We start from the raw sequence: 26,166 nt of genomic DNA on the forward strand, positions 1-26,166 counted from the left end.
TAGCGGCGTGGACCTCGTCCGTCGGGGATGACGGCCCCGTCCGACGGCACCGGGACGGGCCGGGACGACACCACCGCGGCGGAACCGGGCTCAGCCGACGGCATCATCGTGCCGATGACTCGACCTGTGCCCTCCGTGACCGCGGATCCGTCCGTCGCCGACGAGTCCCTCTCCCCTCCCCCGCCGACCGCCCCCGACCCGGCCCTCACGGTCGAGCTGCGCGGCGTCAGCCGCCGCTTCGGGACGGTGGCCGCTCTCCACGACCTCGACCTGTTGGTCCCGGAGGGCCGCATCACCGTGCTCCTGGGTCCCAACGGTGCCGGCAAGACGACGGCCATCCGCATGGTGACCGGGGCGCTCAGCCCCGACGAGGGGACCGTGCGGGTGTTCGGCCTGGACCCGGACCACGACGGCGAGGACGTCCGCCGGCGCTGCGGGGTGGTGTCGGCCAAACCGGCGCTCTACGACCGGTTGTCGGGGCGGGCCAACCTCCAGTACGCGGCCGAGCTCTACGGGCTCGGGCGACGGGCCGACGGGCCGATCACCGAGGCCGCCGACCGCTTCGGGATCGTCGAGGCCCTCGACCAGCAGGTCGGCGGCTACTCCACGGGGATGAAGACCCGCCTCGCGCTGGCCCGCTCGGTGCTCCACGACCCCGAGCTGTTGCTGTTCGACGAGCCGACCAGCGGGCTCGACCCCGAGTCGTCCCACGCCGTGCTCGAACTGATCCGCGAGATGACCGCCGGCGGCCGCACCGTCGTCATGTGCACCCACCTGCTCATCGAGGCGGAGGGGCTGGCCGACCGGATCGTCGTCCTCGACGCCGGCACCGACCTGCTCTCGGGCACCCAGGACGAGCTCACCCGCCTCTACTGGCCACCCAACCTGGTGCACCTCTCGGCCGAGGACCCGGCGACGCTCGCCTGCGTCGCCGACTGGGACGGCGTCGTGTCCTACTCCCCCGCCGCGGCCGAGCGGCCGGGCGTCGCCGAGGTCCAACTCGACGACCTCGCCCGTCTCCCCGACCTCATCGGTCGCCTCGTCGCCGACGGCGTCCGCCTCACCCGCGTCGAGCCCCACGACCCCACGCTCGAAGACCTCTACTTCGCGGTCCGGCGGGACCACCGCGAGCGTCTGGCCGCCGCCGGGCGGGGCGACGACGGCCTCGCCCCGATCGTCCTGCCGGACCGGCCTGCACCGCCCCGCAACCGCATCGACGTCGCCGAGGAGGACCGGCGATGACCGCGCCGGCGCTCGACGCCCGCCGCCGGACCCGCCGACCGCTCGACCGCGCCCGCATGTTCACCGTGATGCGCACCGATCTGAAGCAGCTCATCGAGTCCAAGGACTTCTGGGTGCCGATGCTGCTCCTCGGCGGCTTCTTCTTCCTCATCGTGCCGGCGTTCCTGTTGAGCATCATCACCAGCATCGGCAACGTGAGCGCCATCCAGCAGGTCTCCCAGGCCCTCGAGCTGCTCCCCTCCTCGGCGCAGGCCGCGGTGCCCCAGGACGTCGACGCGTCGACGCAGGTCGGCTACGTGCTGGCCGTCTATCTCTTCGCCCCCATCGCCGTCGTCGTGCCCCTGACGATCTCCACCGCGGTCGGGGCCGCCACGATCGTGGGCGAGCGCGAGCGCGGCACCGGCGAGTTCCTGGCCCACTCCCCCGCCGACGTGCGGGAGATCTACCTGGGCAAGCTCCTGGCCAGCATCATCCCCGGGTACATCACGACGATCGTCGGCTTCGGGATCTACTCGTTGCTCGTCAACGGCCTGGTGGGGCGCAAGGTCGGGGGCTGGTTCTTCCCGACCCCGGCGTGGTGGCTGCTGATCCTCTGGGTCCTGCCCCCGTTCCTCGCCATCGCCCTGTCGTTGGTGCTGCGGCTCTCGGCCCGGGTGAAGTCGACCGCCGCCGCCCAGCAGGCGGCGGGTCTGGTCACCTTCCCCCTGATCCTGATCGCCTACGGCCAGTCGACGGGCGCACTGGTCGGGTCGGGCACCCCGATGCTGGCCTTCGTGATCGGCACGGTGGCGTGGGTGGTCGCCGCCGTCTCGCTGGCCACGGGGTTCCGGTCGCTCACCCGCGCCCGGCTCCTGGGTGTCGCCAACGAGCAGTGATCCCCGGGCTCAGTCGAGGCCGGCGAGGACGTCGACGATCTCCTCGACCGGCCGGAACGTGAGCCCGGCGGTGGCGCGGTGCGCCCACCGGACGATCCCGTCGCCGTCGACGACGATCACCGATCGCCGGTAGAAGCCGACCGGCCCGAGGATGTCGTAGGCCCGCCCGACCTCCTTGTCGACGTCGGACAACAGGGGGAAGGCGAACGGCCCGTGCTCGGCGGCGAACGCCTCGTGCTCGTCGAGCCCCTGCGGGCTGATGGCCAGCACCTGGGCGCCGACGTCGGCGAAGCGACCGATGTCGGCGGAGTAGGTGCTGAGCTGGACGGTGCAGACCGGGGAGTTGTCGGCCGGGTAGAAGACGAGCACGACGGTCGAACCGGCGAAGTCGGACAGAGCGATCTCGCGCCGGCCCGGTCGGGCGTCGTCGGTGCCGGCGATGCCCCAGAGCCGGAAGGCTGGCGCGGGCCGGCCGCGCTCGATGGTCACGAACCGCTCCCTAGGCGTCGATGGTCTGCAGGATCTCGTCGGGGATGTCGAAGTTCGAGAACACGTCCTGCACGTCGTCGTTGTCCTCGAGGGCGTCGATCACCCGCAGGACGGACTTCGCGGCTTCGGCGGAGTCGAGGAGGACGGCGGTGCTCGACACCATCGTCACCTCCGCGCTGTCGAACCCGATGCCGACATCCTCGAGGGCCTGGCGCACGGCGGGCAGGTCGGTGGGGGCGCAGGTGACCCGCCAGGTGTCGCCCTCGTCGACGATGTCCTCGGCACCGGCGTCGAGGGCCGCCAGCATGATGTCGTCCTCGGTGACCGAGCTCGGGACGATCACCACGCCCTTGCGCTCGAACTGCCACGACACCGCGCCGGGCTCGGCGATGGAGCCGCCGGTCTTCTTGAGCAGCGACCGGATGTCCCCCCCGGTGCGGTTGCGGTTGTCGGTCAGCACCTCGATGAGCACGGCCACCCCGTTCGGGGCGTAGCCCTCGTAGGTGATCTGCTCGTACGTGACGCCCTCGAGCTCGCCGGTGCCGCGCTTGATGGCCCGCTCGATGGTGTCGAGGGGCACCGAGGCGTCCCGCGCCTTCTGGTACATGGTGCGCAGCGTCGGGTTCATGTCCGGGTCGCCGCCGCCCTCGCGGGCGGCGACCTCCACCTGACGGATGAGCTTGGCGAAGAGCTTGCCGCGGGCCTTGTCGGCGGCCCCCTTCTTGTGCTTGATCGTCGCCCATTTGGAGTGACCGGACATCACGCCCTCCTCGGCCGGCGGGTGGCGGGACGGGTGACGGCGGGCCGGCTCATGCCGCCATCACCTCCTTGACGAAGAGCTCGTGCAGACGCAGGTCCGGGGAGAGCTCGGGATGGAAGGCGGTGACCACGACGGATCCCTGCCGGCAGGCGACGGGGCCACCGGCCACGGCGGCGAGGACCTCGACATCGGGTCCGACCCGCTCGACCACGGGAGCCCGGATGAAGACGGCGTGCACCGGGGCCTCCTCGAGGCCCACCACGGTGAGGTCGGTCTCGAAGGAGTCGACCTGGCGGCCGAAGGCGTTGCGGCGCACGTCGATGTCGATGGCCCGGAACGACCGTTGGTCGTCACGACCGTCGATGATCGACTCGGCCATGAGGATCATCCCGGCGCACGTGCCGAGGGCGGGCATCCCCTCGCCGAGGCGCACCGCGATCGGGTCGAAGAGCTCGTTGGCGTCGAGCAGCTTCGACATGGTGGTCGACTCGCCGCCCGGCACGACGAGGGCGTCGACGCCGGCGAGCTCGTCAGCGGTGCGGACCTCGCAGGCCCGCACCCCGAGCCGCTCGAAGGCCCGGAGGTGCAACACGAACGCGCCCTGGAGCGCGAGGACGCCCACCTGAGCCGACACCTGGGGGCTCCGACGGAGCGGTGGAGGGCACGAGCGGTGACCCTAGCCCCTCGCCCGGCCGGGGCCGGGACGAGCGGGACTCACCAGCCGCGGTCGGCAAAGGTGGTCTCGAGCCCGCCGATCTCGAGTCCGGGCATCGCCCCACCCAGCCCCCGGCTGACCTTGGCGAGGATCTCGGGGTCACGGAAGTTGGTGGTGGCCTCCACGATGGCCTTGGCCCGGGTCGACGGGTCGTCGCTCTTGAAGATGCCCGACCCCACGAAGACGCTCTCGGCGCCGAGCTGCATGACCAGCGCGGCATCGGCGGGGGTGGCGATCCCCCCGGCACAGAACAGCGGCACCGGCAGCGCCCCGGTCTCGGCGATCTCCTGCACGAGGCCGAGCGGCGCCCGCAGCTCCTTGGCCCAGTCGAACAGCTCGGCGGAGTCGGCCTGGGTGATCCGTCGGACGTCGCCGAGGATGGTGCGCAGGTGCCGGACGGCCTCGACGATGTTGCCGGTGCCGGCCTCCCCCTTCGAGCGGATCAGGCAGGCGCCCTCGGAGATGCGACGAAGGGCCTCGCCGAGGTTGGTGGCCCCGCAGACGAACGGGGCGGTGAAGGCCCACTTGTCGATGTGGTGACGCTCGTCGGCCGGGGTGAGCACCTCGGACTCGTCGATGTAGTCGACGGCGAGCGCCTGGAGGATCTGGGCCTCGACGAAGTGGCCGATGCGGGCCTTGGCCATCACCGGGATGGTGGTGACGGCCTTGATGCCCTCGATCATCTCGGGGTCGCTCATGCGGGCCACGCCGCCGTCGCGACGGATGTCGGACGGCACGCGCTCGAGGGCCATGACGGCGACGGCGCCGGCGTCCTCGGCGATCCGGGCCTGCTCGGGGTCGACGACGTCCATGATGACGCCGCCCTTCAGCATCTCGGCGAGCCCCCGCTTCACGAGCTGGGTGCCGGTGGCCCGTTCGTCGAGTCCCTCGGAGAAGTGATCTGCCATGGGTCGGAGTGTACGGCCCACCCCCGCGAAGGCACGAAGCGGATCGGCACTCCGACCGGAACGTTCAGCGGGCCTCGGCGAGGAGCTCGTCGGCGGTGAGCTGGTCGAGCGGCACGACCCCGGCCCCGGTCTGGGGGAGCGCCACCCAGGTCCGGCCGGGCGTCAGCAGGATCGGGGCGCCGGTCTCGTCGAGCAGCTGGGCGGGCTGCTCGCGCACGGGACGGACCCAGCGACCGCGGACGAGCTGGCCGTCGGTGAGCACCAGCGCCTCGCCTTCACCGACCGTCTCGGCTCGGGGCGAACGGCTGTCGGCGGCACTCACCCCGTAGTCGACGAACATGACCACCACGTTGGCGGGAGCCACCTGCACCCCGTCGGCGTCGCGGGTCTCGGCGTCGGGACGGGGGTGCCGGGCGTCGACCTGGTAGCGCGCCCATCCCCCACGGTCTGCGTCCCAGACGTACTCGACCCGACCCAGGCCGTAGTCGATGCTCACGCCCGCGACGGGCAGCGACGGGTTGGTGACCGCCGCACCCTCGACTCGGTACGCGAACACGGGGGCGGGTGGGCCCTGCCCGGCGGGCGCCCGCTCGGCCACGAGCGGGAGGAGGTTCACGTAGAGGTTGTGCGGGGCCGGACGCTCACGGGAGCGGTAGTAGAACTGCTCGGCGACGTCGAAGGACGCGTTCGTCAGGACCCCTTCCCGGGCGGCGCCGAGGACCTCGGCGGTCACGCCCGGGTTCCCGCCCGACCAGACGAACAGCGGGGTGGACAGCCCGGCGACCAGGTCGATGTCGCTCGACCGCGCCGAACGAACGGGCCCGACGTCGTCGCGGAGCTGGGAGTGCAGCACGAGAGCGAAGCGGGTGATGCCCTCGACCCGCATCTCGTACACGACGTCGGCCTGGTTGATGCCGGCCTGGGGACGGGCCTCGGGGCTGTTGTCCATCTTCACCGACACGGCCGGGTGCTGCTCGCCGGCGGGGTCGGCCGCCGGCAGGCCCGTCAACGGTGAGCGGACCACCGGCGCCGTGGTGGTGGTCGTGGGTGCGACGGTCGTGGTGGTGGCGACCGGAGCCGCTTCGTCGGACGAGCACGCCGCGGCGACCAGCACGATGGCGAGCAGGCCGGCGGTGACCGCGGCGGGGCGACCCCGCCGGGGTGTCGTCACAGCATCTCCAGCGCGTCGATGCGGTCGGAGATGGCCGCCCGGTCGTCGCCCGGGCGGGGACGGGGGTCGACGAACCAGAGCCGGGCGGTGCCGGCCAGGGGCCGGTCGACCACGGTGTCGGACGCCGCCAGCCGCGACAGGGCGGCGATGAGCCCGGGCGGGTACCGGGTCAGGGCGACCGCGCCACGGTCGGCCAGCACATCGTCGTCGGGCCCGACGCCCTGCCCCAGGCGCGCTCGCAGCACACCGACGACCGGTCGGGCCAGCAGGGTGGCGCCGCCGCGGGCCCCGTGGAGCACCCGCACCGCCGTGGTGGTGGCGGGCAGCCCGCCCTGGCGGATCAACGTGACGGCCCGGGCCAGGACGGCCTCGAGCTCGACGCGCCCGAGGAGATCGAGGAGGCCCGAGGTGGCCACGATGTGCACGTTCTGGTCGTCGATCCCGATGACCAGGGCGTTGGCGGAGGGGACGTCGAGGACGTGGAGGGTCGGGGGGTTGACGCCCCCGGTGGCCACGAGGCCCTCCATGACGTTGACCAGCCGCGCCTCGCCGACCGGGTCGGCGGGACGCGCCCCGAGCGCGTCGAGGAGCACCGGGGTGGGATCGACCGCGGCCCACGAGAGCACCCAGCCCCCGACGACGAGCGTGACGGCGAGCCCGACCAGCAGCCCGACCGGACCGAAGGCGACGACCAGGATCGCGGTGAGGACCACGCCGAGGGCGACGGCCGGGACCACGGAGAGGGCGAGCACCCAGTTCCTCGACGGTGACACAGGTCGGGGGGTGTCGCTCACGGGGCCTCGGCGGATCGTTCGATGCGGCGATGGTACCGGTGGGGTGGGTCCTACCCGAGCACCCTCGCGTAGAGCTCGAGGTAGACCTCGGCGAGGTGGTCCATGGAGAACTCGGCGGCACGCTCCTCCCCCGAAGCCACCAGCCGACGGGCGACGTCCCGGTCGGTGAGGACGCGACGCAACGCGGCAGCGAGCGCCGCGGCGTCACCCGGCGGCACCAGGAGACCGTCCCGGTCGCTCCGGGCCACGTTGGCGTAGCCGGGGAGGTCGCTGGCCACGACCGGGGTGTGGGCGGCCATCGCCTCGAGCAGCACGACGCCGAAGGACTCGCCGTGCAACGACGGGGCGCAGAAGACGTCGGCGCCCAGCAGTCGGGCCGCCTTCTCCTCGTCGGACACCCGGCCGAGCCACTCGACCCGGACGTCGCCGGCGGATCGGCGCCGCAGCACCTCGGTCTCGGGCCCGTCGCCGGCCACCCAGAGCCGCACGTCGGTGGGGAGCTCGGCCATGGCCTCGAGCAGGACGGCCAGGCCCTTGCGGGGCTCGTGGCGGCCGAGGAAGAGGATGGTGGGGCCCTCGGTCGGCCACGGGGTCCCCTTCGCGTACGGACCGAGCTCGACGCCGTTGAAGGTCAGCTCGTACTGCCCGCCGAGGCCCTTCACGGCCATGGCGCGGGCCTCGGCGGACACCGCACAGCGCAGGTCGAGCTTGTCGGCCCCCCAGCGCACGAGCGGTCCGAGCCAGCGGTACGACGCGCTCTCGCCGGCGGCGTGGAACGTGCCGAGGAGCGGCTGGGACTTGAAGAGCAGGGCGGTGTGGGTGGGCCCGGGGGCGAGCGGCTCGTGGAGGTGCACGATGTCGAAGCGCTCGTCGCGCAACGCGCGGATGGTGCGGAGCTGTGCCGAGACGTCGGGGGCGACCGGGGCCATCGAGCCGTTCGCGGCGGTCGGGATGCTGTCGCCGAGCGGGGTGACCCCGGCGTCGGGCGGCGGGCCGTCGCAGGGACCGAGGACCCGCACGTCGTGGTCCATCGACCGCAGCGTCCTGGCCAGGCCGAGCACCTGGCCCTGCACGCCCCCCGGCACGGTGAGGCTGTACGGGCAGATCATCCCGATGCGCATCACCGTCCCCCGGGTGCGGACGGGGGGCCGGTGGCGGCGCGGGCGGCGGCCGCCGTCGGGGAGGACGGTCCGGTCGACGGACGCCGGTACGGCTTGCCCATCGCCTCGAGGGCGTCGTAGTCGCTCGGCCAGTTGGGTTGCTGGAGGTGCCACTGGAGCGGGGCGATGCGGATGAACCCCTCGAGCTGGCCGGCGAGTTCCTGGGTGACGCGGACCACGTCGGCGCGGAACCCGCCGTGGCGGTCGGTGTCGAGCGGCGGATGGACGATGGCGCGATGGCCCCGACCCTCGTGGAAGACGGCAGTGGGCAGGAGGGGCGCGCCGGTGCGCAGCGCCAGGGTGGCCGGTCCGGGGGGGATGGTCGTCGTCTCGCCGAAGAAGTCGACCTCGACCCCGTCGCCGACCAGGTCGCGGTCGCAGAGGAGGCACACGATGTGGTTGTCCTTCAACGCCCGCAGCACCGTGGGCGCGGCCTCGGGTCCGAGGGGGACGATCCGGATGCCGAGGTTCTCGCGGAGGTCGGCGAAGAACTCGAAGAGCGACGGGGGCTCGACCGGCTCGACGACGACCGTCACCGGGGTCGGGGCCACGTGGCGCAGCCACACCCCGCACCACTCCCAGCCCCCCAGATGGGGCAGCGCCAGGATCACGCCGCGCCCCTGGTCGAGCGCGCCGGTGATGTGCTCGAACCCGTCGACGGTGATCGCCGCGTCGAGCTCCTCGAACGACGTGCCCGGCAACCGGAAGGACTCGACCCAGTACCGCGCGTAGCTGTCGAACGTGGCGTCGACGGCCCGGTCGAGGTCACGGCCGTCGAGCTCGGGCCCGATGGCCCGGCGCAGGTGGCGGGCGACGAGCATCCGGCGTTCCCGGGAGATCGTGGCCGCGGCCCGCGACAGCACCCGGGCGGTGAGGGAGGCCACCGGCAGCGGGACGTGACGCACGTAGGCGGCGCTGCCCTTGTAGGCAGCGGTGACGGGATCGAGGCCCATCGGCCTCAGCGTCGGGATCGGGAACGCAGACCGCTGCGCCACTGCGGCGACGTGGAACGCGCCGCCCGCCGCCGCGACGCCCGGCGGGCGGTGACGACCGGCGGGCGTTCGCGTGACGCCTGGCGCCAGACCTTCACGAAGCGCTGGCCGGCGGTGACCAGGGTGAGCACGAGCATCACCCAGAGCACGGGGACGAGCAGCGTCTGGAACAGGAGGCCGAGGCCGAGCAGCACGAGACGCTCGGCGCGCTCCATGATGCCGCCCCTGGCGTCGAAGCCGAGCGACTCGGCCTTGGCCCGCTCGTAGCTGATGACGAGCGACGCGGCGAGCACGGCCATGGGCAGCAGCGGAGCCAGCCCGCCGTCGGTGGTGGCCAGGTACCAGGCCACGCCGCCGAGGACCAGCGAGTCGGACACGCGGTCGGCGGTGCTGTCGAAGAACGCACCACGTGGCCCGGCGGTGCCAGACGCCTTGGCGACGGCGCCGTCGAGGGCGTCGGGGATGCCGGTGAGGACCAGCAGCAACAGGCCGAGGTGCAGGTTGCCCGCGCCGATGGCCACGGCCGCGCCGGCCGCCATGACGACCCCGAGCGCGGTGAGGTGGTCGGCGGAGATCCCGGTGCGGCGGATGTTGCGGCCGACGGGGCGGAGCCCCTTCTCGATGTTCGAACGCCAGTGCCCGTCGAGCATGGCTGCTCCCGTCGGTGAGTCGTGGCCCCCGTTCGCGACGGGCGCCGAATGTGCCCGGCAGGCTACCAGCAGGTCCTCGGTGGTCGACGTACGCTCCAGCGAGGAGCCCGTGCGACATCGGTGGTCACCCCGCGGGGCCGCCCGGAAGGAGTCCAGGTGGAGGTCGTGGCGACGGATCGGATCCGCAACGTGGCCCTCGTCGGGCACGGCGGGTCCGGCAAGACCACCCTCGCCGAGGCGCTCCTCGTCGAGGCCGGGGTGCTCGGTCGGGCCGGCCGGGTGGAGGACGGCACGACGGTGTGCGACACCGAGCCCGAGGAGCACCGGCACCGCCTCTCGGTCTCCCTGGCGCTGGCCCCTTTCGAGTGGAAGGGCCACAAGGTCAACCTGATCGACACCCCCGGCTACCCGGACTTCGAGGACGCCGCCGTGACGGCACTCGGGGTCGTCGACCTGGCCGTGTTCGTGGTGAGCGCCGTCGACGGCGTGGAGGCCCAGACCCGCCGGCTCTGGCAGGTGGCCGAGTCCCTCGGACTGCCCCGCATGGTGTTCGTCAACAAGTTGGACCGCGACCGATCGTCGTTCGACGCCACGCTCACCGAGCTGCGCGAGGTCTTCGGCGCGGGCGTGGCCCCTCTCGAGCTGCCGATCGGGACCGAGGGGGCGTTCCACGGGGTCGCCGATCTGCTCACCGACACGGCGTACCTCTACGACGGGGGCACCCACACCGCCGGGCCGGTCCCCGACGAGATGGCGGACGTCGAGCACGAGGTGCACGACAACCTGGTCGAGGGGATCGTGGTCGCCGACGACGAGGTGCTCGAGCGGTATCTGACCGGGGAGACGCCCGCGTTCGAGGAGCTCGAGCGGCTGCTGGCCGTCGGCGTGGACGACGCCACCGTGTTCCCGGTGGTGTGCGGCTCGGCGACGGAGGTGATCGGTGTCGACCGGCTGGCCGACTTCATCTGCGAGATCGGTCCGTCACCGCTCGACCGGCCCCCGATCGAGGTCGAAGCGGGCGACACCCTCGTCGAGGTGGTCCCCGATGCCACCGGCCAGCCGTTGGCCCAGGTGTTCCGCACCATGTCGGACCCGTTCGTCGGGCGGGTGGCGCTGTTCAAGGTGCTGTCGGGCACGGTGGCCCAGGACGACCACCTGGTGAACGGGCGCACGGGGGCCGACGAGCGGCTGCACGGGATCTTCACGTTCCGGGGCCGGGACCGCGACGAGGTGGCGGCGGTGCCCGCCGGCGACATCGCCGCGGTCGCCAAGCTGAACGACGCCGCGGCCGGTGACACCCTCGCCCCGAAGGGCACCCCGGTCGTCGTGCCCGCGCCGTCGCCGTCGGAGCCGGTGGCGTCGGTCGCCGTGGCGGCCGCCTCACCCGCCGACGAGGACAAGCTGGCCACCGCGCTGCACCGGATCCTCGTGGACGATCCGGCGTTGCGCCTCGACCGTGACGACGAGATCGGCCAGACGGTGCTGTCGGGGCTCGGCGAGATGCACCTGGCGGTGACGATCGAGCGGCTGGCGCGGGCGTTCGGCGTGGAGGTGGTCACCGAGGACGTGCGCACCGCGTTCCGCGAGACGATCACCTCCACCGGCCGCGCCGAGGGCCGGCACAAGAAGCAGAGCGGCGGCCACGGCCAGTTCGGGGTGGCGGAGCTGGTCGTCGAGCCCCTCGACCGGGGTGAGGGGTTCGAGTTCGTCGACGAGATCGTCGGCGGGGCCATCCCGAAGGGGTTCGTGCACGCCGTGGAGAAGGGCGTCGTCGAGGCCATGGCCGAGGGCGGCGTCCACGGGTTCCCGGTGGTGGACGTCCGGGTGCGGTGCGTGGACGGCAAGCACCATCCGGTCGACTCGTCGGAGATGAGCTTCAAGATGGCGGGACGCCTGGCCCTGCGGGCGGCGCTCACCGACGCCGGTCCGGTCGTCCTCGAGCCGGTCTCCCGCGTCGAGGTCACGGTGCCCACCGAGATGCAGGGCGACGTGATGGGCGACCTGAACAGCCGGCGGGCGCGGGTGCTGGGCACGGAGCCGGGGGACGCCGGGGACACGACGATCCTGGCGGAGGTCCCCGCCTCGGAGCTGACGCACTACGGCACGGACCTCCGGTCGCGCACCGGTGGCCGCGGCCGGTTCCACGTGACGCCGTCGCGCTACGACGTCCTCCCCGACCACCTCGCCGCCGCGGTGATCGCCGGGCGGCCCGACGAGCGCCACGGGTAGGTGGACCGCTCATGAGCTCCTACGACCTGTCGTCGCTGCCCCCGGCCGACGCCGTCGTGGCACTGCGATCCTTCCCCCGCCGCTACCGCAGCGCGTTGCGCCCGCTCGACGACGACGAGAGCGTCGACGAGCTCGCCCAGCGCCTGGGCCCCGACGGCCAGAGCGCGGTCGAGCTGGTCGTCGACGCCGTCCGGACCTGGGCCCTGCAGCGCGAGGCCCTGCACCAGATCCGGCTGGCCGCCACCCCGCTGCTGCACGCCGCGGTCGTCGATCCCGCCCACCGCACCTGGGACGCGTCGGTGCACGAGAGCCTGGCCGACGCCCTCGACCAGGTCGACGACCACGCCAGCGAGCTCGCCGACGAGGCCGCCCGCTTCTCGGCCAACGACTGGACGCGCCGCGGCACGATCGCCGGCAGTGGGACGGCCGGCGCGCTCGACGTCGTCCGGGCCGCGGTGCGGGTGGGACGCGACAACCTCGTGGCCGCCGAACGCGCCCTCGACGCACAACGTCGTCACTGACGGTTCAGGTCGGACCGGCGGGCCCGGTCACCGGCGCCGGAGGAACTCCATCGGGGTCCGTTCGGTCGTGGCGGTGAGGATCAGATAGCCCATGTCAATGAGCAGCAGCGCCAGGATGACCAGTCGGAGCGTTCCGACGTCGACGCCGGTGTAGGGCAGTGCGCCGGTGGGCGTGACGGCTCCGGCCGGCGCGGGCGCCGACGTGGGCGCCGCCGCCGGGTCAGCCGGATCAGCCGGGGCGGGCGGGACGGTGGTGGGCCCGGGTGCCACGGGCGGCGGGGCGGTGGCGCTGAGCACGCAGGTCTGCACGGCGGTCGCGCCACCGGACAGCGACTCGCCGAGGGTGACGCCGGTGACGTACTTCAGGTCGAACGTGCCGGCCGTGGGCACCAGCGCCTCGACGGGCTGGTCACCGTCGAGCTCGACGGTGAGCGTGACGACGAACGGTGCGACGGGGGGGCGCTGCGGGCTCACCGTCGCCCCCGGGTTGTAGCTACCCACGGCGATCGGGGGCAGGACGAGGGACACCTTCCCGGCGGCGGCGGTCACGGTCGCCCCTGCGCCGATCCCGGTGCCGGTGGCGGTGGGCGTCCCGCTGACCGTGACGCCCTCGGGGAGCGGGAAGTCGATCGTGAAGTCGGTGAGGTCCTGTTCGAGGAACGCGGTGTCACCCAGCCCGGGGACCTGGGCACTCGCACCGGGGGCCACCTCGTTCACCAGGGTGGCGAGGTTGGCGGCCTGGAAGTCGAAGCTGAGCTCCGCCTCGTAGGTGGCGCCGGTGGCGGTGGGCGCCACCGAAGAGGTCCACGGCGACTCCCAGCGGTACTCGGCGGTCTTCACGCCCTCCACGACGGTCGGCGTCACCAGCGGGTTCCCGCCGGGCACCTCCGCGACGTCGCTGGCCGTGCAGGTGGCGAAGATCGTGGACGCCTCGGCCTCGGGGGCGGTGGTCGAGGTCGTGGACGTCGAGGTGGAGGAGGTGGAGGTGGACGAGGTCGAGGTGGACGACGTGCTGGTGCTCGTCGAACTGGTGCTGGACGAGCTCGAGCTGGAGGAGGACGAGCTGGAGCTGCTCGACGAGGAGCCGCTGCCGGCGACGACCTCGGTGGTGGCCAGGACGACGGACCCGTTGGTCGTGCACGTCTGGGTGGCGGTCACCCCGCCGCTCGACGCGAGGGCCACGAGTCCGACGCTGTAGGAGAGGTTGAAGCTCGCCGGACCGGGGTTCAACGGGACGACGGTGCCGCCGGCGACCCCGCCGTCCACCACCGTCGTGAAGTTCAGGGTGGTGGTCACGACCCCGCCCGACACGATCGTGCTGGGCGGAGTCCCGGTGCCGGCCTGGTAGGCGCCGGCGGAGATGGACGGGATGGTGACCCGCACGTCGTCCCCGGCCACCGACGCCGTGGCCCCTCCGCCGCTGGCGGTCGGGGTGCCGCTGATCGTGGTGCCCGCCGGGACGGGGAACGGGATGACGAGGTTCGAGATGGTCTCCTCGAGGTAGGTCGACGGCGCCAGTGCCCCCTGCCCCTGGGCGACGAGCCCGGGGATGACGTCGTTGAACAGCGAGTCGATGACCTTGGCCTGGAGGTCGACCTCGACGACCACCTGGTACGAAACGGTTCCACCCGGCGCGGCGGTGGCGGTGGCGGTGGCGTCGACCGGGACGGACAGGCCGTACGGGGTCGAGCCGAACGTGGGGGCGATGCCGCCGGCGATCGCCGCCCCGAGGGGTCCGCTGGAGATCTGCTGGATGTTGCTGGCCGTACAGGAGTGGGCGACCGTCACCTCGGCGGCGACGGCGCCGGGCGCGGCGACGAGGAACGTCAGGGCCTCGGCGGCCAGGAGCCCTGCGGCCCCCAGGGCCAGCCAGGCCCGCTTGCGGACGTTGCGTCGGCGGATGGTCCCCATGTGTGTCGTCCCCCCGGTTGGTTCAGCTGTCGTGCGGACCCGCAGCACCGACTGGGTCGGGGATGCGGTTGGATCTCGTCATTCCGGTGTGGTCGGCCGGGGGCTCGGTCCCCTCGGCCGGCGGCGTCTGGGCTGCGGCGACGGAGAGCTCGGCGGCCTCGGCGTCGCGGCGTTGGCGGGCGAGGCGCCGTCGGGCGATGTTGCGGACGGCCAGCAGCACGGCCTGCGCCAACGCGAGTGCGACGAGCACCAGGCCCCACGGCCAGGTGGCGGCGGTGGTCTGGAACTCCACGCGGTTCCCGACGACGCCGAGGTCGCCGGCCACCCGGTAGGTGCCGTAGGACAGCGCGTCGAGCTCGAAGGGCACCCGCACCACCGCGGTCTGACCGGCGGCGATCGGCGGCACGGCGGGGGCGTCGATGACCGTCCTCGGGTCATCGCCCTTGCCGTAGGCGATGCTCATGAACGGTTGGTTCACCGCGGTGGTGCCGGTGTTGGTGACGGTGAGGACGAGGGTCCGCGCCGCGGGGGCGCCGAACCAGGACGGCCACCCGCCGTCGTCCTCGACGACGGCGCGGTCGACGCGGAGGGTGGCGCCGATGTCGGGGTTGACGAGCGGGGAGTCGGAGCTCACGGGGGCCGAGGTGGTGCCGGCGATGGCGATCGGGGTGCTGGCCTCGGTGAGGGCCCCGACGGCGAGGATCACGCATGGGCACGGCCGCGGCGGGATGGTGACGACGACGGTCGCCCTGAACTCGGCCCGCTCCGTGTAGAACGACTCGGCGTTGGCCACGTCGCAGTCGGCCGACCCGTTGACACCGTCGTTGCCGCACACCTGCAGCGACACGAACTCACCGGGCGCCCAGCCCGCCCCGGTGACCGTGACGGTCTGGCCGGGCGACAGGAGCCCGGGAACCGGGGAGAGGGTGGGTGACGGGGCCTGGGCGGCGGCGAGCGACGTGCCCACGACGGACAGCACCAGCGCGACCGCAGCCGCGGCGGCGAGGCGGGCCGAGACCGACGCGGCCCGGGTCACGGCGTGCCGACCAGCGTGTCGGCCGGCGACCCCGGGCCGGTGCCGCTGCCGGTGGGGGCGGGTGACGCCGGGGGGCGGCGGGAGCGGCGTCGTCGGATGATCACGGCGGCGACGACGAGGGCGACGACGAGGAGGAGGAACCAGGGCATGGCCAGGGCGATGTCGTCCCCGCTGGCGGCAACGTCGCCGTCCCCCTGCGTCGTGCCGGTGACGTCGACGCTGGCGGTCAGCAACCCGAGGGGCGGGAGGCTGTCGACGGGTTCGGTGATCTCCACCGAGGCACCGGGAAGGAGCTCGGGGAGCGCCCGGGGCTCGAGGGTCTGCGCGCCGAGCCCGAACAGGCCCTCGACCCTGGCGGTGGCGGTGGGGCTCACGCGCACGTTGCCGGTGTTGACGATCCGGTAGCTGACCGAACCGGCGGCGGGGGCCCCGAAGCGGAAGCCGGTGCTCGAGCTCGTGGACAAGCTGACCGAGGAGACGGCCAGGCCCGCTTCGACGGGTCCCTTGACCCGCAGGTAGATGCGGGCCCCGACGCCGTCGCGGCCGGCGACGTTGACGTTGCTGTCGGGGTCGCCGCCCTCGTCGCCGGCCCGGACCGCCTCGTTGAGGGCGACGATGCCGCCGGCGTGGTCGCCGGGGGTGGCGTCGGTGGGGACGTTCAGCGAGAACGGGATGTTGGCCGCCGTCTGGGGCGGCACGGTGATCTTGTCGGTGGGCAGCTCGACCCAGGCGCCGACGTCGGAGGTGGGGTCGTCGGGGTTGCCGAGGGCGAAGGCGCCATCCGGGTTCTCCTGGACGTCGGAGGCGTAGAGGAAGAAGGTGATGGGGGCGTCGGTCGAGTTGGTGACCGTGACCGAGTCCTTGAGGCTGCCACCGGGATCGAGGTTGTAGACGAAGAAGGAGCGCTGGTTGGCACCCTCGCCGGCGGTGGGGAAGACGGAGAACTGCCCGTTGTCGGCGGCGCCGGCCGGGCCGGCGAGGAGTGCCGTGGCGGCCAGGAGCGCGGCGAGGGCGACGGCGATGCGGGGGGGGCGGGCACGGCGGTGAGCGGTCATGGCCTCGTTCGGGGTAGGGGGACGGGAAGCGGGGGCGGCGCCGAGACGCCGCCCCCGATCCGTGCTGCGATTCCGGCTCGGTCAGGCGAGCAGGAAGTTGATGGTGCCGGTGTAGGTGCCGACGTAGATGTCCGGGTTCACGTTGAGCGAGAGCCCGGCGTCGGCGGTGAAGGTACCGCCGGAGGCGCCGACGGCGGCCTGGCAGACCGTCACGACACCGTCGAGGGTGCCTGGGGTACCCGGGGTGGTGTCGCTGAAGTCACCACCGAAGAGGACGTTGCAGCTCTGGCCCTGCAGCGTCATCTGATCGGACTCGATCCGGTTGTTCCCAGTCAAGGCGTCCGTCCCGTTCGGGGGCGTCGAGTTCACCAGGTCATCGGCGAGCTGGGCGGTGAGCGTCCACGGCAGGGGGAGACCCCGGGAATCGACCAGGGTCAGCGTGTTCATCACGCCGGTGGACGGCTGGGGCCGACCGTTGAGGGTGATACCGCTCATCTCGATCGTGCAGTCGCTGGCCGGGTCGCCGGGGCCGCACTCCTCGATGTAGAGCCCAAGGCCGGCCTCGACCTCGAGGAGGACGATCTGGTCGGCGGCGTCGCCAGCCCTCACGTCGAGGGTCACGGTCCCGGTACCCGTCTGACCGAGGGCGTCGGTCACGGTGACCTCGAACGTCTCGACGTCCTCGAAGGTGTTGTTCGGCGGGGTGTAGGTGAGCACGCCGCTCGGGCTGATCGTCGCCGAACCGACTGCTGTGACGGGGGCGACGGCGTAGCCGGTGATCGCCGCAGGGGTCCCGCTGCTCACCCCACCGGCGGCCAGACTGATCTGCGGCACCGCCGGAGTACCCGGCACCGCGACCGTCGAGGTCGCCGCGGCCGAGCTGACCGTGGCCGAGACGGGGGCGACCGTCGGGCTGGTGGCGTTGAGACCGATCACGGCCGAGGGCTGGGCGACGATCCCGAAGGTCGGGCCCTCACCGGGATCGACGGTGCCGTCACCGTTGTTGGTGACCGCGCTCAGGCAGGTGAGCGAGGTGTTCGGCTGTAGATTGATGTCGAGGATGGTGTCCACTACCACCGCACCGGGGGTGAAGGCGATGCTTCCACCGTCGCCACCGTCCGAGGTAACCGTCCCCTGGATGAGGTCAGGCAACAGGAACGTGTTGCCGTTCACCAGGTCGGGAGCGGACTTCTGGATGGCCGGCGCGGGGACGGTATAGGTGAACCCGCCCTGCACGGTGTTCGAGGCGTCGATGTCGACCGACCTGACGCGAACCCCGACGTTGTTCAGGGTCAAGCCCGGAATCGGGAAGTTGGCGATGACGTTCTGACTGTACTCGGGCGGAATGAAGAGGCTGAGCTGACCGCCCCACGCCGCGCTGGCGCCGACCGGGTAGAGATCGGAGTCCGGTGACTGGCCGGCGATCGTCACGATCAGCGGGTTCACGACCGTCGAGCCCGGGGGCGCGGCAGGATCGGGGTTCGCTGCGGTGCAGTCGTTCTGGGCGGTCGAGGTCGAGCCCGCCGCAGGTGGGGTCGGCGTGGACGGTCCGGCGGCGCCGGCGGTCCCTCCGAGGAAGCCGAGGCTGGCGGTCACCAGCCCGGCGGTGGCGGCGAGGGCAACGGCCCGTCGCCCTCTGAATCTGATCTGCATCGTGTCTCCATGGTGTCGATGGATGTGGTCACTGCACGGAGACCCGGACCTCGGCCCGAGAGCGCGGCGGTCCTGACTCCCCCCTTCACCACGATCGGAGCGGCCCGCTCTCCTCCCCCCGGAGGTCCGGAGAGGTTTCCGCTCAAGGATCGAGCCCCCGATGCCGATACCTCTCCGGTCGAGCGTGTCAACCGTCACATGGCGAGGCGAACCTTGTCACGCTTCGCGCGCACACGCAAGCGTCCCTTGCCGTGCCGTCGGACCCTGACGACCGCCCGGGCGAGCGTTGAACCGCGGCGAGGGGAGGGGCCGGGGCCGGGCTCGCGTCACGCAGCGTGACGCTCGTCCGCGCCTCGCCTCGCGGCGACGCGCCCCCGGACCACGACCGGGCCCGACGGCACGGACCGGTTGCCAGCACCGGGCCGAGCGAACATACTCACCGCTTCAGGCCGCGTGCCGGGCGACGCCGAGGTGTCGCCCGGAGCCCGCGGACGACGGAGCCGGGGGGCCCACCATGACGCGATGGGGAGTTGCCGGGCGCCGCCGGCTCGAGGCGGTCGCCATCGTCGGCGTCGCTGTCCTGGGAGTGGGGCTCCTCGGTGCGCCACTGGCGTCGGCCGACGACGTCACCGGACCCGTCGAGGCCGCGCCGTCGGCCGCCGCCGAGCCACAACTGGCGGTCGAGACGACCGACGGAGGTTCGACGCCCGACCCCGCCCCGATCCCGAGCAGCGGATCCACCCAGCCCCTCGACCCCGTTCCGCCCATCGACGCGATCGAACCGCCGGACCCAGCCCCACCGGCCCCGGGCCCGCCCGGCGGGGCTCCCGACGACGGCGCTGCGCCGACGCCAGACCCACCGCCGGCCACCGCCCCCACCGAGGGGACGGCCGGCATCGTGACCTTCGGGCCGCTCGTGAACGGACGCCCGGTCCTCGGCGCGGCGACCGAGCGCGCCGACGGCGCCGACCAGGACGTCGGCATCGTCGTCACCGACGAGGACTCCCCACCGCCGCCTCCCCCGACGACCGTGCCCCCCGGGCCGGCGCCGCCCCCGGTGCCCCCGCCCGCCGGCGTCACCATCACGCCGATCGGCACGACCCCCGGCGCAGGAGCCGGGGGGGCGGTGGCGGGAGCGTTGCCGGTCACCGGCGTCGACGGCTCCACCTTGAAGCTCGCCGGCGTGGGACTCCTGCTCACCGACGTCGGGTATCTCCTCTGGTCGGCCACGCGGCCGAAGCGGACGAGGCGCGGATCCCTCATACCGAGCTGATCGCCCTCGCTGCGCCCCGGCCGTCACTGACGGTTCAGGTCGGACCAGTCCTCGGGGTTGTCCTCCACGAACCACTCCACGACCTCGCCGTCGACGCCGTCGACGAGCACCAGGCCCCGCTTCTCGGGCGGATCGTCGGCGGAGTAGAGCAGGATCCGCCAGGTGGGGCGGCTCATGATCCCCCGCCAGCCCATCTGGGCCGAGGCGTGGCCCACCGGGAAGCCGACCTGGCGGGTGGCCACCACCAGCGCGTCACGCTCGTCGACGTCGAGGTCCCAGCCCGCGAAGAAGCTGTAGAGCCCGATCAGGACGAGCGACACCCCGGCCACCAGGAACCCCCCGTTGACCAGCGGGTTGTCGCCGTCACGGTTGACGAACCACAGGACGAGGCAGACCGCGGCGATGCCCCAGTACAGGTAGGCGGGGATCCGGCGGCGGTTGTTGTTCGGGAACATGTACGGCCCGACGTACCCGGCGGCGTCGAGGTCGTCGGGCAGCGAGTCGCGGATCTCGTCGTCGGAGAGGGGCACCGTGGGACCGGCGCCGTCCCCGCCGCCGGCGTGGTCGGCCGGGTCGTCCGAACGGTCTGCCGAGCGGTCCGCCGCCGGGACCCCACCGGTCCCCGACGCCGGCCCTGCGGGGTCGTCGTCGCGGGGATCATCGGGGGTCGGGTCGTCGGCCATGGCGCGCCGACCGTAGCCCTGCGGTCGCCGGCCGCACCATCCGCGGCCGGCCGGGTCGACCGGGAGGGTCAGGCGTCGCGCACGGTGGCCACCACCATCACCTCGTCGCCGTCGGCGAACGAGAGCGTGATCGGGATGTCCTCGCCGGCCACGAGCGGCTCGGCCAGCTGCAGCAACATGATGTGGAAACCGCCCGGGGCCAGCTCCACCGAGCCGTCGGCGGGCACGGTGACCGACGGGACCTGCTGCATCGACATCATGCCGCCGTCGCCCATCGACGTCTCGTGCACCTCGGCGGCGGCCGCCACCGCGGCCGGCACCGACGCACCGACCAGCTCGGCGTCCTCGGAGGTGGTGTTGGTGAGGGTCATGTAGGCCGCGCCCGCCTCGGCCACCATGGGCGAGCTGCGCGCCCACGCCCCCGTGGCGACGACCCCGACCTCGACCGGGGTGGTCGTGCCGGGAACGGCGGTAGTGCCGCTCGACGAGCTCGAACCGTCGTCGCCGCAGGCGGTGAGGCCGCCGAGCGCCAGCGCAGCGGCGAGGACGACGGGAACGGCGTGACGCAGTGACGGGGGGTGCAGTCGCATCAGGGGAATCCTTCTCATGTGGGGGGTCTCGTGTCAGGGGTCAGGTCGAGGGGTAGGTCGTCGCGAGGAGCGAGCGGACGGCGGTGGCGAGCTCCTCACCGGCGGTGCCGAAGGGCCAGGCCCACACGACCCGCCCGGTGTCGTCCACCACGTAGGTGTCGCCCGTGTGGGCGACGGCGTAGAAGTCGCCGGGCTGGTGGGGCTCGGCCTCCCACTTGGCGCCGAAGCGGTAGGTGACCCCGTTGAGGGCCCCCTCGTCGGCCTCGCGCAGCGCGTGGGCGCCGCCCTCGGGGAAGAAGTGCTCCAGGTAGCCCACCATCCGGGCCGGGTCGTCGCGCGCCGGGTCGACGGTCACGAACGCCACCTCCACCCGGTCGGCGTCCTCGGGATCGAGCTCCTCGAGGCCGCTCACCGTGTCGGCCATCGTGAGCGGGCAGACGTCGGGGCACGACAGGTAGCCGAAGTAGACGAGCAGCAGCTCGCCCTCGGGGGCCCTCATCGGGAACGGCTCCCCCGCCGGATCCGTCGAGTGGTCGGTCAGCACGAGCTCGCCGACCTCCTTGGCCGGCTCCGGACGCCCGCCGGGGAACGTGGCGGCCTCCTCCCCCCCGGGAGCCCCGGCGCCGCCGGAGGACCCACCGCACGCCGACAGCCCGACCAGGGCACCGACGACCACGCCGACGAGGGCGCGAAGGACGGACGAACGGGGCACGGCGGCAGTCTCACCCACCCGCCACCGCCCCGGGCGCCGAAGAGGCCCAGTCGTGACCGGTGGCCCGCCAGGTCGGGACCTTGGTCCCACCGGGCCCGAACGCCGTCGCGGGCCCTCCGAGCGGGTCAGCCGGGCCAGGCCTCGGTGAGGCGGCGCCACGTCTCGTCGAGCGGCTCGGGCAGCACGCGGGCCAGCGCCACCGAGGTCATGAAGTTCGTGTCACCGGCCCACCGGGGCAGGACGTGGGCGTGGAGGTGGTCGGGCACCCCCGCTCCTCCCGCTCGGCCGAGGTTCATGCCCACGTTCACCCCGTCGCAGCGATAGGCCCGCTTCACGGCCACCACCGCGTCACGCGTCGACCGGGCGAGCTCCTCGAGCTCGTCGCCGGTGAGGCCCTCGAGCTCGGCCACCGCGCGGTTCGGCAGCACCAGCACGTGCCCCGAGGTGTACGGGTAGGCGTTGAGCAGCACCGAGCAGGTCGGACCACGGTGCACGACGAAGCCCTCGTCGTCGGGCAGGCGCAGGATCCGCTCGAACAGCGACCCCTCGGCGTCGGGGGCCAGCGACGTGTCGTCGGGCTCGCTCACCGCCATGATGTAGGTGCTGCGCCAGCCGGCCCACAGGTGGGCCAGCGCCGGCGGTGCGGCCGACGGGCCCTGCGACGCGCCGCCGTCGGGATCGCCGGTCACGACCGCATCAGACGTGGGCCAACACGTCGACGGCGAGGCGCTCCTCGAACTCGTCGCAGGTCACGCCCCGCTCCACCTCCCCGCCGCGGGGGTTGACGCCCACCGTGCCGTGCTCCACGTCGTCGTCGCCCACGACGAGCACGTAGGGCAGCTTCTCGAGCTTGGCGCGGCGGATGCGCGACCCGAGCGGCTCGGAGGCGTCGACGTAGTCGGCCCGGTAGCCCTCGGCCCGCAGACGGTCGACGACGCGATGGGCGTAGGTGTCGTGGTCGTCGCGCACCGGCAGCACCCGCACCTGCACCGGGGCCAGCCACACCGGGAAGGCGCCGGCGTAGTGCTCGAGGAGCACCCCGAAGAAGCGCTCGACGGACCCGAACAGCGCCCGGTGCAGCACCACCGGCTCGTGGCGGGCGTTGTCGGCGCCCACGTACTCGAGCCCGAAGCGCTCGGGGAGGTTGAAGTCGGCCTGGATGGTGGACAGCTGCCACTTCCGCCCGATGGCGTCGCGCACCTTCACGTCGATCTTCGGGCCGTAGAACGCCCCGCCCCCCTCGTCGACCTCGTAGGGCAGGCCCTCGCGTTCGAGCGCGGTGCGCAGCGCCTCGGTGGCCAGCTCCCACCGCTCGTCGGTGCCCACCCACTTGTCCTCCGGCCGGGTGGAGAGGTTGGCCTCGAACTCGCTGAACCCGAAGGCCCGCAGCACCGACAACACGAACTCGAGCAGCTCGCCCACCTCGTCCACGACCTGCTCGGGGGTGCAGAAGATGTGGGCGTCGTCCTGGGTGAACCCCCGGATGCGCATGAGGCCGTGCAGGGTGCCCGAGCGCTCGTAGCGGTACACGGTGCCGAGCTCGAACAGCCGCATCGGCAGGTCGCGGTAGCTGCGCTGGCTGCTCTTGAAGATCAGCATGTGGAACGGGCAGTTCATCGGCTTCGGGTAGTAGTCGCCGTTGTCGACCTCCATCGGCGGGTACATGCCGTCGGCGTAGAAGTCGAGGTGCCCGCTGGTCTCCCACAGCGTCGACCGCCCGATGTGGGGCGAGTAGACGGCGTCGTACCCGCCGCGCTCGTGGCGCTCGCGGCTGTAGTCCTCCATGAGCTTGCGGACCGCCGCCCCCTTCGGGTGCCACACCGCCAGCCCGCCGCCGATCTCCTCGGGGAAGCTCAACAGGTCGAGCTCGGCGGCCAGCTTGCGGTGGTCGCGCTTCTCGGCCTCGGCGAGGTTGTGGAGGTGCTGGTCCAGCTCCTTCTTCGAGGGCCACGCGGTGCCGTAGATGCGCTGGAGCATCGGGTTCTTCTCGTCGCCGCGCCAGTACGCGCCGGCCACCCGCATCAACTTGAAGTGACCGAGGCGCCCGGTGTCGGGCACGTGGGGGCCCCGGCACAGGTCGATGAACCGGGGCGGGTTCTCGTAGGTGCGCACCAGCCCGGTCTCCGTGGCCGACATCGGGTCCTCGGCGGCGCCGCGGATGATCTCGCACTTGTACCGATGGTCCTTGAAGAGCTCGAGAGCGGCGTCCTCGGTGATCTCGTCGCGGACGAAGGGCTGGCGCTCGGCGATGATCTCGCGCATCCGCGCCTCGATCCGCTCGAGGTCGTCGGGGTTGAAGGTGGCGCCGTCGGGGAGCTCGAAGTCGTAGTAGAAGCCGTTCTCGATGGGAGGCCCGATCCCGAAGGTCGCCCCCGGGAAGAGGTCGAGCACGGCCTGGGCGAGCACGTGGGCCGTGGAGTGCCGCAACGTGAACAGGCCCCGGTCGCTGGTCTCGGTCACGATGCTCACCGTGTCGCCGTCGGCCAGGGGCCACACGAGGTCGCGCTCGACGCCGTTCACCTCGGCGATGACCGCCGCCTTCGCCAGCCGGGAGCCGATGGCGGCGGCGAGGTCGCCGGCCGTCGAGCCCTCGGGCAGCTCCCGGGACGAGCCGTCGGGCAGGGAGATGGTGAGGACGTCGGGCATGCGGCGAGCGTAACGCCGCGGCCCGGACCCCCCGAGCGGTTTCAGCCCGGCGCACCCGCCAGCACCGGCCCCGCCACCCGGGCGGTCTCGGTGGGGATGTCCTCGCTCTTCTTGGTGGCGTAGGTGTCGACGTAGCGCTGGCCGGAGAGCTCGCTGACCTCGAACATCACCTCGTCGGTGATCTGGCGCAGGATCATGCGGTCGTCGGCCCTGTCGAGATAGCGGGTGACGTCGACCGGGCGGCCGAAGCGGACCCGCAGCGTCTTGAACGCCTTCGGCAGCGAGCAGTCCGGGGGCTGCACCTCGAGGGTGCCCTGGAGGCCGACCGGGAGGATGGGACACCCGGTGCGCAGCGCGAGGCGGGCGACCCCGGTGTGCCCCTTGTGGAGGTCGCCGTCGCGGCTGCGGGTGCCCTCGGGGTAGATGCCGAACAGCTCACCGGAGTCGAGGAGCTGCGCCGCCTTGTCGAGGGCCCGCTCGGCGGCGCTGCCGCCGCCGCGGTCGATCGGGATCATGCCGAGCGCCGGGAAGACGTAGCGGGTCTTCCAGCTGTCCATGTACTCGGCCTTGCCGACGTAGGTGATGCGCCGCGGGAGCGCGGCCGCGACCGCGAAGTGGTCGAACACCGAGAGGTGGTTGGGCGCCACGATGGCCCCGCCCTCGGAAGGGACGTGCTCGAGGCCCTCGATCTCCCACTTCCAGAAGAACGAGAAGAGCGGGTCGAGAAGGGCCCGCGCCGGCTTGTAGAGCTGCCCCACCTCTCGCGCCATCGCACCCGTTCCCTTCGCCGACCGTGTCCGATTCTGCCTCACCGGGACGGCCGGCACCACGGCAGGTGACCGACTTCACGAAACTGCTTATCCGGGTCAACGATCCGGCGTGTGTCAGACCTCGGCTTCGCCGACCAGGTACACCCCGAGCAGCGCGGCCGCCGACGCCACGCCCTCGCCCCGCTCGACGGCGGCGTCGATGGCCGCCACCGCCCCGGGCGTGCTCAGGTCGTCGTCGAGACAGGCCCGCACCCCCGCCAGCGCCGTCACGCTGTCCGTCGCACCCGGAGCGTCCGTGGCCGCCAGCCACCGTTCGAGGCGGGCGTCGGCGGCGGGCATCAGCGACTCGTGCCACTCCCACGAGTCGCGGTAGTGGTGGGCGACGACGGCCAGGCGGATCGCCCGGGGGTCGTGGGTCTTCAACAGGTCGCTCACGAAGACGAGGTTGCCGAGGGACTTCGACATCTTCTCGCCGTCCATCCGGACCATGGCCTGGTGCATCCAGTGGCGGACGAAGGGCTCCCCGGTGGCGGCCTCGCTCTGCGCGGCCTCGCACTCGTGGTGGGGGAAGATCAGGTCCGAGCCGCCGCCGTGCAGGTCGATGGTCGTGTCGAGCTCGCGCAGCGCCAGCGCCGAGCACTCGATGTGCCAGCCCGGGCGCCCCGGGCCCCACAGCGACTCCCAGGCCGGCTCGTCGTCGGCGGAGGGCTGCCAGAGGACGAAGTCGAGGGGGTCACGCTTGTTCGGATCGTCGGGGTTGCCGCCGTGCTGACGGGCCAGCTCGAGCATCTCGTCGCGGGAGAGGTGCGAGACCTGCCCGAACCGCTCGAAGCTCGAGACGGAGAAGTACACCGCACCGCCGCTCTCGTAGGCGTGGCCCCGGTCGAGCACCATCCCGATGAAGCCGCGGATGTCGGGGATGGCCGAGGTCGCCCGGGGTTCGCTCCACGACGTGATCACGTTGAGCGTGAGCATGTCGTTGTCGAATCGGGCCGTCTCGGCGGCGGCGAGGTCGAGGTAGTGCACGCCGAGCTCGCGGGCCTTGCGGAGGATGTCGTCGTCGACGTCGGTGATGTTGCGCACGCAGCGGGTCTCGTGCCCCCGATCGCGCAGGCGGCGCTGGAGAACGTCGTAGGTCACGTAGGTGGCGGCGTGGCCCAGGTGGGTGGCGTCGTACGGCGTGATGCCGCACGTGTACATCGTGACGAGGGGTCCCGGCTCGAAGGGCACCACGGCGCGACGGGCGGTGTCGTAGAGGCGCATCGGCTCGGCGGCGTCGGGGGGGAAGTCGGTCATGCGCGTCCTTTTCGCTCCGGCGAGCACGTTACCGG

Annotated in this window: 25 protein-coding genes; 5 read left to right on the top strand and 20 right to left on the bottom strand. The window is 72.8% G+C overall.

Going from position 1 to position 26,166, the window contains the following annotated elements; genetic code table 11:
- Positions 1-114: 114 nt before the first annotated feature.
- Positions 115-1,242, top strand: coding sequence for an ABC transporter ATP-binding protein (locus tag MUE36_09710; GenBank protein MCU0311207.1), 1,128 nt, complete (start codon positions 115-117; stop codon positions 1,240-1,242).
- The gene (locus MUE36_09715) at positions 1,239-2,117 is read left to right on the top strand and encodes an ABC transporter permease (protein ID MCU0311208.1); all 879 of its coding nucleotides are present in this window, start codon (positions 1,239-1,241) and stop codon (positions 2,115-2,117) included. The genes MUE36_09710 and MUE36_09715 overlap by 4 nt, the downstream gene beginning before the upstream one ends.
- Before the next feature lie 9 nt (positions 2,118-2,126).
- Here MUE36_09715 and MUE36_09720 read toward each other — a convergent pair whose 3' ends face one another.
- The 9 genes from MUE36_09720 to MUE36_09760 all read right to left on the bottom strand — a co-directional run bounded on the left by MUE36_09720 (position 2,127) and on the right by MUE36_09760 (position 9,756).
- A complete protein-coding gene (locus tag MUE36_09720) occupies positions 2,127-2,606 on the bottom strand; it encodes a redoxin domain-containing protein (GenBank protein ID MCU0311209.1) in 480 nt (159 codons plus the stop codon).
- 10 nt (positions 2,607-2,616) lie between these two features.
- The gene (locus tag MUE36_09725; protein ID MCU0311210.1) at positions 2,617-3,366 is read right to left on the bottom strand and encodes a YebC/PmpR family DNA-binding transcriptional regulator; all 750 of its coding nucleotides are present in this window, start codon (positions 3,364-3,366) and stop codon (positions 2,617-2,619) included.
- A 49-nt stretch (positions 3,367-3,415) separates the two neighbouring features.
- Positions 3,416-4,000 (bottom strand): pyridoxal 5'-phosphate synthase glutaminase subunit PdxT, encoded by a 585-nt coding sequence (gene pdxT, locus MUE36_09730; GenBank protein MCU0311211.1) that lies wholly within the window; start codon positions 3,998-4,000, stop codon positions 3,416-3,418.
- An 80-nt stretch (positions 4,001-4,080) separates the two neighbouring features.
- Entirely contained in the window at positions 4,081-4,989 is a 909-nt protein-coding gene (gene pdxS, locus MUE36_09735) for a pyridoxal 5'-phosphate synthase lyase subunit PdxS (protein ID MCU0311212.1), read from the bottom strand.
- A 64-nt stretch (positions 4,990-5,053) separates the two neighbouring features.
- On the bottom strand, positions 5,054-6,160 hold the full coding sequence (locus tag MUE36_09740) for a DUF3048 domain-containing protein (GenBank protein ID MCU0311213.1): 1,107 nt from the start codon (positions 6,158-6,160) through the stop codon (positions 5,054-5,056).
- Positions 6,157-6,912, bottom strand: a complete 756-nt coding sequence (locus tag MUE36_09745; protein MCU0311214.1) for a hypothetical protein — start codon at positions 6,910-6,912, stop codon at positions 6,157-6,159. The genes MUE36_09740 and MUE36_09745 overlap by 4 nt, the downstream gene beginning before the upstream one ends.
- Before the next feature lie 92 nt (positions 6,913-7,004).
- Positions 7,005-8,075 (bottom strand): glycosyltransferase family 4 protein, encoded by a 1,071-nt coding sequence (locus tag MUE36_09750; GenBank protein MCU0311215.1) that lies wholly within the window; start codon positions 8,073-8,075, stop codon positions 7,005-7,007.
- Positions 8,075-9,067 carry a phosphatidylinositol mannoside acyltransferase gene (locus MUE36_09755; protein ID MCU0311216.1) on the bottom strand — a complete coding sequence of 331 codons (993 nt, stop codon included), beginning with the start codon at positions 9,065-9,067 and terminating at the stop codon, positions 8,075-8,077. The genes MUE36_09750 and MUE36_09755 overlap by 1 nt, the downstream gene beginning before the upstream one ends.
- Before the next feature lie 5 nt (positions 9,068-9,072).
- A complete protein-coding gene (locus tag MUE36_09760; GenBank protein MCU0311217.1) occupies positions 9,073-9,756 on the bottom strand; it encodes a CDP-alcohol phosphatidyltransferase family protein in 684 nt (227 codons plus the stop codon).
- Positions 9,757-9,912: 156 nt separating this feature from the next.
- Here MUE36_09760 and fusA point away from each other — a divergent pair, with 156 nt between their 5' ends.
- Complete coding sequence (gene fusA, locus MUE36_09765) at positions 9,913-11,985, top strand: elongation factor G (protein MCU0311218.1); 2,073 nt, start codon at positions 9,913-9,915, stop codon at positions 11,983-11,985.
- Positions 11,986-11,996: 11 nt separating this feature from the next.
- Positions 11,997-12,506: a hypothetical protein gene (locus MUE36_09770; protein ID MCU0311219.1), complete on the top strand. Its 510-nt coding sequence runs from the start codon at positions 11,997-11,999 to the stop codon at positions 12,504-12,506.
- Between the two features lie 27 nt (positions 12,507-12,533).
- On the opposite strand, the gene MUE36_09775 is transcribed toward MUE36_09770, so the two are convergent.
- The 4 genes from MUE36_09775 to MUE36_09790 form a co-directional block, all read right to left on the bottom strand.
- Positions 12,534-14,417, bottom strand: coding sequence for a hypothetical protein (locus MUE36_09775; protein MCU0311220.1), 1,884 nt, complete (start codon positions 14,415-14,417; stop codon positions 12,534-12,536).
- A gap of 22 nt (positions 14,418-14,439) precedes the next feature.
- Entirely contained in the window at positions 14,440-15,453 is a 1,014-nt protein-coding gene (locus MUE36_09780) for a hypothetical protein (protein MCU0311221.1), read from the bottom strand.
- Positions 15,450-16,508, bottom strand: coding sequence for a DUF916 domain-containing protein (locus tag MUE36_09785; protein ID MCU0311222.1), 1,059 nt, complete (start codon positions 16,506-16,508; stop codon positions 15,450-15,452). Before MUE36_09785 ends, MUE36_09780 begins: the two co-directional genes overlap by 4 nt.
- An 81-nt stretch (positions 16,509-16,589) precedes the next feature.
- On the bottom strand, positions 16,590-18,161 hold the full coding sequence (locus tag MUE36_09790) for a hypothetical protein (protein ID MCU0311223.1): 1,572 nt from the start codon (positions 18,159-18,161) through the stop codon (positions 16,590-16,592).
- Positions 18,162-18,675: 514 nt separating this feature from the next.
- On the opposite strand from MUE36_09790, the gene MUE36_09795 reads away from it, so the two are divergent.
- Positions 18,676-19,434, top strand: coding sequence for a hypothetical protein (locus MUE36_09795; GenBank protein ID MCU0311224.1), 759 nt, complete (start codon positions 18,676-18,678; stop codon positions 19,432-19,434).
- Positions 19,435-19,457: 23 nt separating this feature from the next.
- On the opposite strand, the gene MUE36_09800 is transcribed toward MUE36_09795, so the two are convergent.
- From MUE36_09800 to cysS, 7 genes are all read right to left on the bottom strand, one after another.
- Positions 19,458-20,117 (bottom strand): hypothetical protein, encoded by a 660-nt coding sequence (locus tag MUE36_09800; protein ID MCU0311225.1) that lies wholly within the window; start codon positions 20,115-20,117, stop codon positions 19,458-19,460.
- 68 nt (positions 20,118-20,185) lie between these two features.
- Positions 20,186-20,707, bottom strand: a complete 522-nt coding sequence (locus MUE36_09805; protein ID MCU0311226.1) for a copper chaperone PCu(A)C — start codon at positions 20,705-20,707, stop codon at positions 20,186-20,188.
- A 40-nt stretch (positions 20,708-20,747) separates the two neighbouring features.
- On the bottom strand, positions 20,748-21,419 hold the full coding sequence (locus MUE36_09810; GenBank protein ID MCU0311227.1) for an SCO family protein: 672 nt from the start codon (positions 21,417-21,419) through the stop codon (positions 20,748-20,750).
- 125 nt (positions 21,420-21,544) lie between these two features.
- Positions 21,545-22,108 (bottom strand): HIT domain-containing protein, encoded by a 564-nt coding sequence (locus tag MUE36_09815; protein ID MCU0311228.1) that lies wholly within the window; start codon positions 22,106-22,108, stop codon positions 21,545-21,547.
- A gap of 7 nt (positions 22,109-22,115) precedes the next feature.
- Positions 22,116-24,065, bottom strand: a complete 1,950-nt coding sequence (gene thrS / locus MUE36_09820; protein MCU0311229.1) for a threonine--tRNA ligase — start codon at positions 24,063-24,065, stop codon at positions 22,116-22,118.
- 41 nt (positions 24,066-24,106) lie between these two features.
- Positions 24,107-24,835: a 1-acyl-sn-glycerol-3-phosphate acyltransferase gene (locus MUE36_09825; GenBank protein MCU0311230.1), complete on the bottom strand. Its 729-nt coding sequence runs from the start codon at positions 24,833-24,835 to the stop codon at positions 24,107-24,109.
- Positions 24,836-24,949: 114 nt separating this feature from the next.
- Complete coding sequence (gene cysS / locus MUE36_09830) at positions 24,950-26,131, bottom strand: cysteine--tRNA ligase (protein MCU0311231.1); 1,182 nt, start codon at positions 26,129-26,131, stop codon at positions 24,950-24,952.
- Positions 26,132-26,166: the final 35 nt, after the last annotated feature.

The sequence above is a fragment of the Acidimicrobiales bacterium genome (genome assembly GCA_025455885.1).
Lineage (GTDB): Bacteria > Actinomycetota > Acidimicrobiia > Acidimicrobiales > Acidimicrobilacustridaceae > Rhabdothermincola_A.

Excerpts from the sequence above, each read along its gene's own strand:
- MUE36_09710 (MCU0311207.1), top strand. The coding sequence starts at position 115 with ATGACTCGACCTGTGCCCTCCGTGACCGCGGATCCGTCCGTCGCCGAC.
- MUE36_09715 (MCU0311208.1), top strand. The coding sequence starts at position 1,239 with ATGACCGCGCCGGCGCTCGACGCCCGCCGCCGGACCCGCCGACCGCTC.
- MUE36_09725 (MCU0311210.1), bottom strand. The coding sequence starts at position 3,366 with ATGTCCGGTCACTCCAAATGGGCGACGATCAAGCACAAGAAGGGGGCC.
- pdxS (MCU0311212.1), bottom strand. The coding sequence starts at position 4,989 with ATGGCAGATCACTTCTCCGAGGGACTCGACGAACGGGCCACCGGCACC.
- MUE36_09750 (MCU0311215.1), bottom strand. The coding sequence starts at position 8,075 with ATGCGCATCGGGATGATCTGCCCGTACAGCCTCACCGTGCCGGGGGGC.
- MUE36_09755 (MCU0311216.1), bottom strand. The coding sequence starts at position 9,067 with ATGGGCCTCGATCCCGTCACCGCTGCCTACAAGGGCAGCGCCGCCTAC.
- MUE36_09760 (MCU0311217.1), bottom strand. The coding sequence starts at position 9,756 with ATGCTCGACGGGCACTGGCGTTCGAACATCGAGAAGGGGCTCCGCCCC.
- MUE36_09770 (MCU0311219.1), top strand. The coding sequence starts at position 11,997 with ATGAGCTCCTACGACCTGTCGTCGCTGCCCCCGGCCGACGCCGTCGTG.
- MUE36_09775 (MCU0311220.1), bottom strand. The coding sequence starts at position 14,417 with ATGGGGACCATCCGCCGACGCAACGTCCGCAAGCGGGCCTGGCTGGCC.
- MUE36_09785 (MCU0311222.1), bottom strand. The coding sequence starts at position 16,508 with ATGACCGCTCACCGCCGTGCCCGCCCCCCCCGCATCGCCGTCGCCCTC.
- MUE36_09790 (MCU0311223.1), bottom strand. The coding sequence starts at position 18,161 with ATGCAGATCAGATTCAGAGGGCGACGGGCCGTTGCCCTCGCCGCCACC.
- MUE36_09795 (MCU0311224.1), top strand. The coding sequence starts at position 18,676 with ATGACGCGATGGGGAGTTGCCGGGCGCCGCCGGCTCGAGGCGGTCGCC.
- MUE36_09800 (MCU0311225.1), bottom strand. The coding sequence starts at position 20,117 with ATGGCCGACGACCCGACCCCCGATGATCCCCGCGACGACGACCCCGCA.
- MUE36_09805 (MCU0311226.1), bottom strand. The coding sequence starts at position 20,707 with ATGCGACTGCACCCCCCGTCACTGCGTCACGCCGTTCCCGTCGTCCTC.
- thrS (MCU0311229.1), bottom strand. The coding sequence starts at position 24,065 with ATGCCCGACGTCCTCACCATCTCCCTGCCCGACGGCTCGTCCCGGGAG.
- MUE36_09825 (MCU0311230.1), bottom strand. The coding sequence starts at position 24,835 with ATGGCGCGAGAGGTGGGGCAGCTCTACAAGCCGGCGCGGGCCCTTCTC.
- cysS (MCU0311231.1), bottom strand. The coding sequence starts at position 26,131 with ATGACCGACTTCCCCCCCGACGCCGCCGAGCCGATGCGCCTCTACGAC.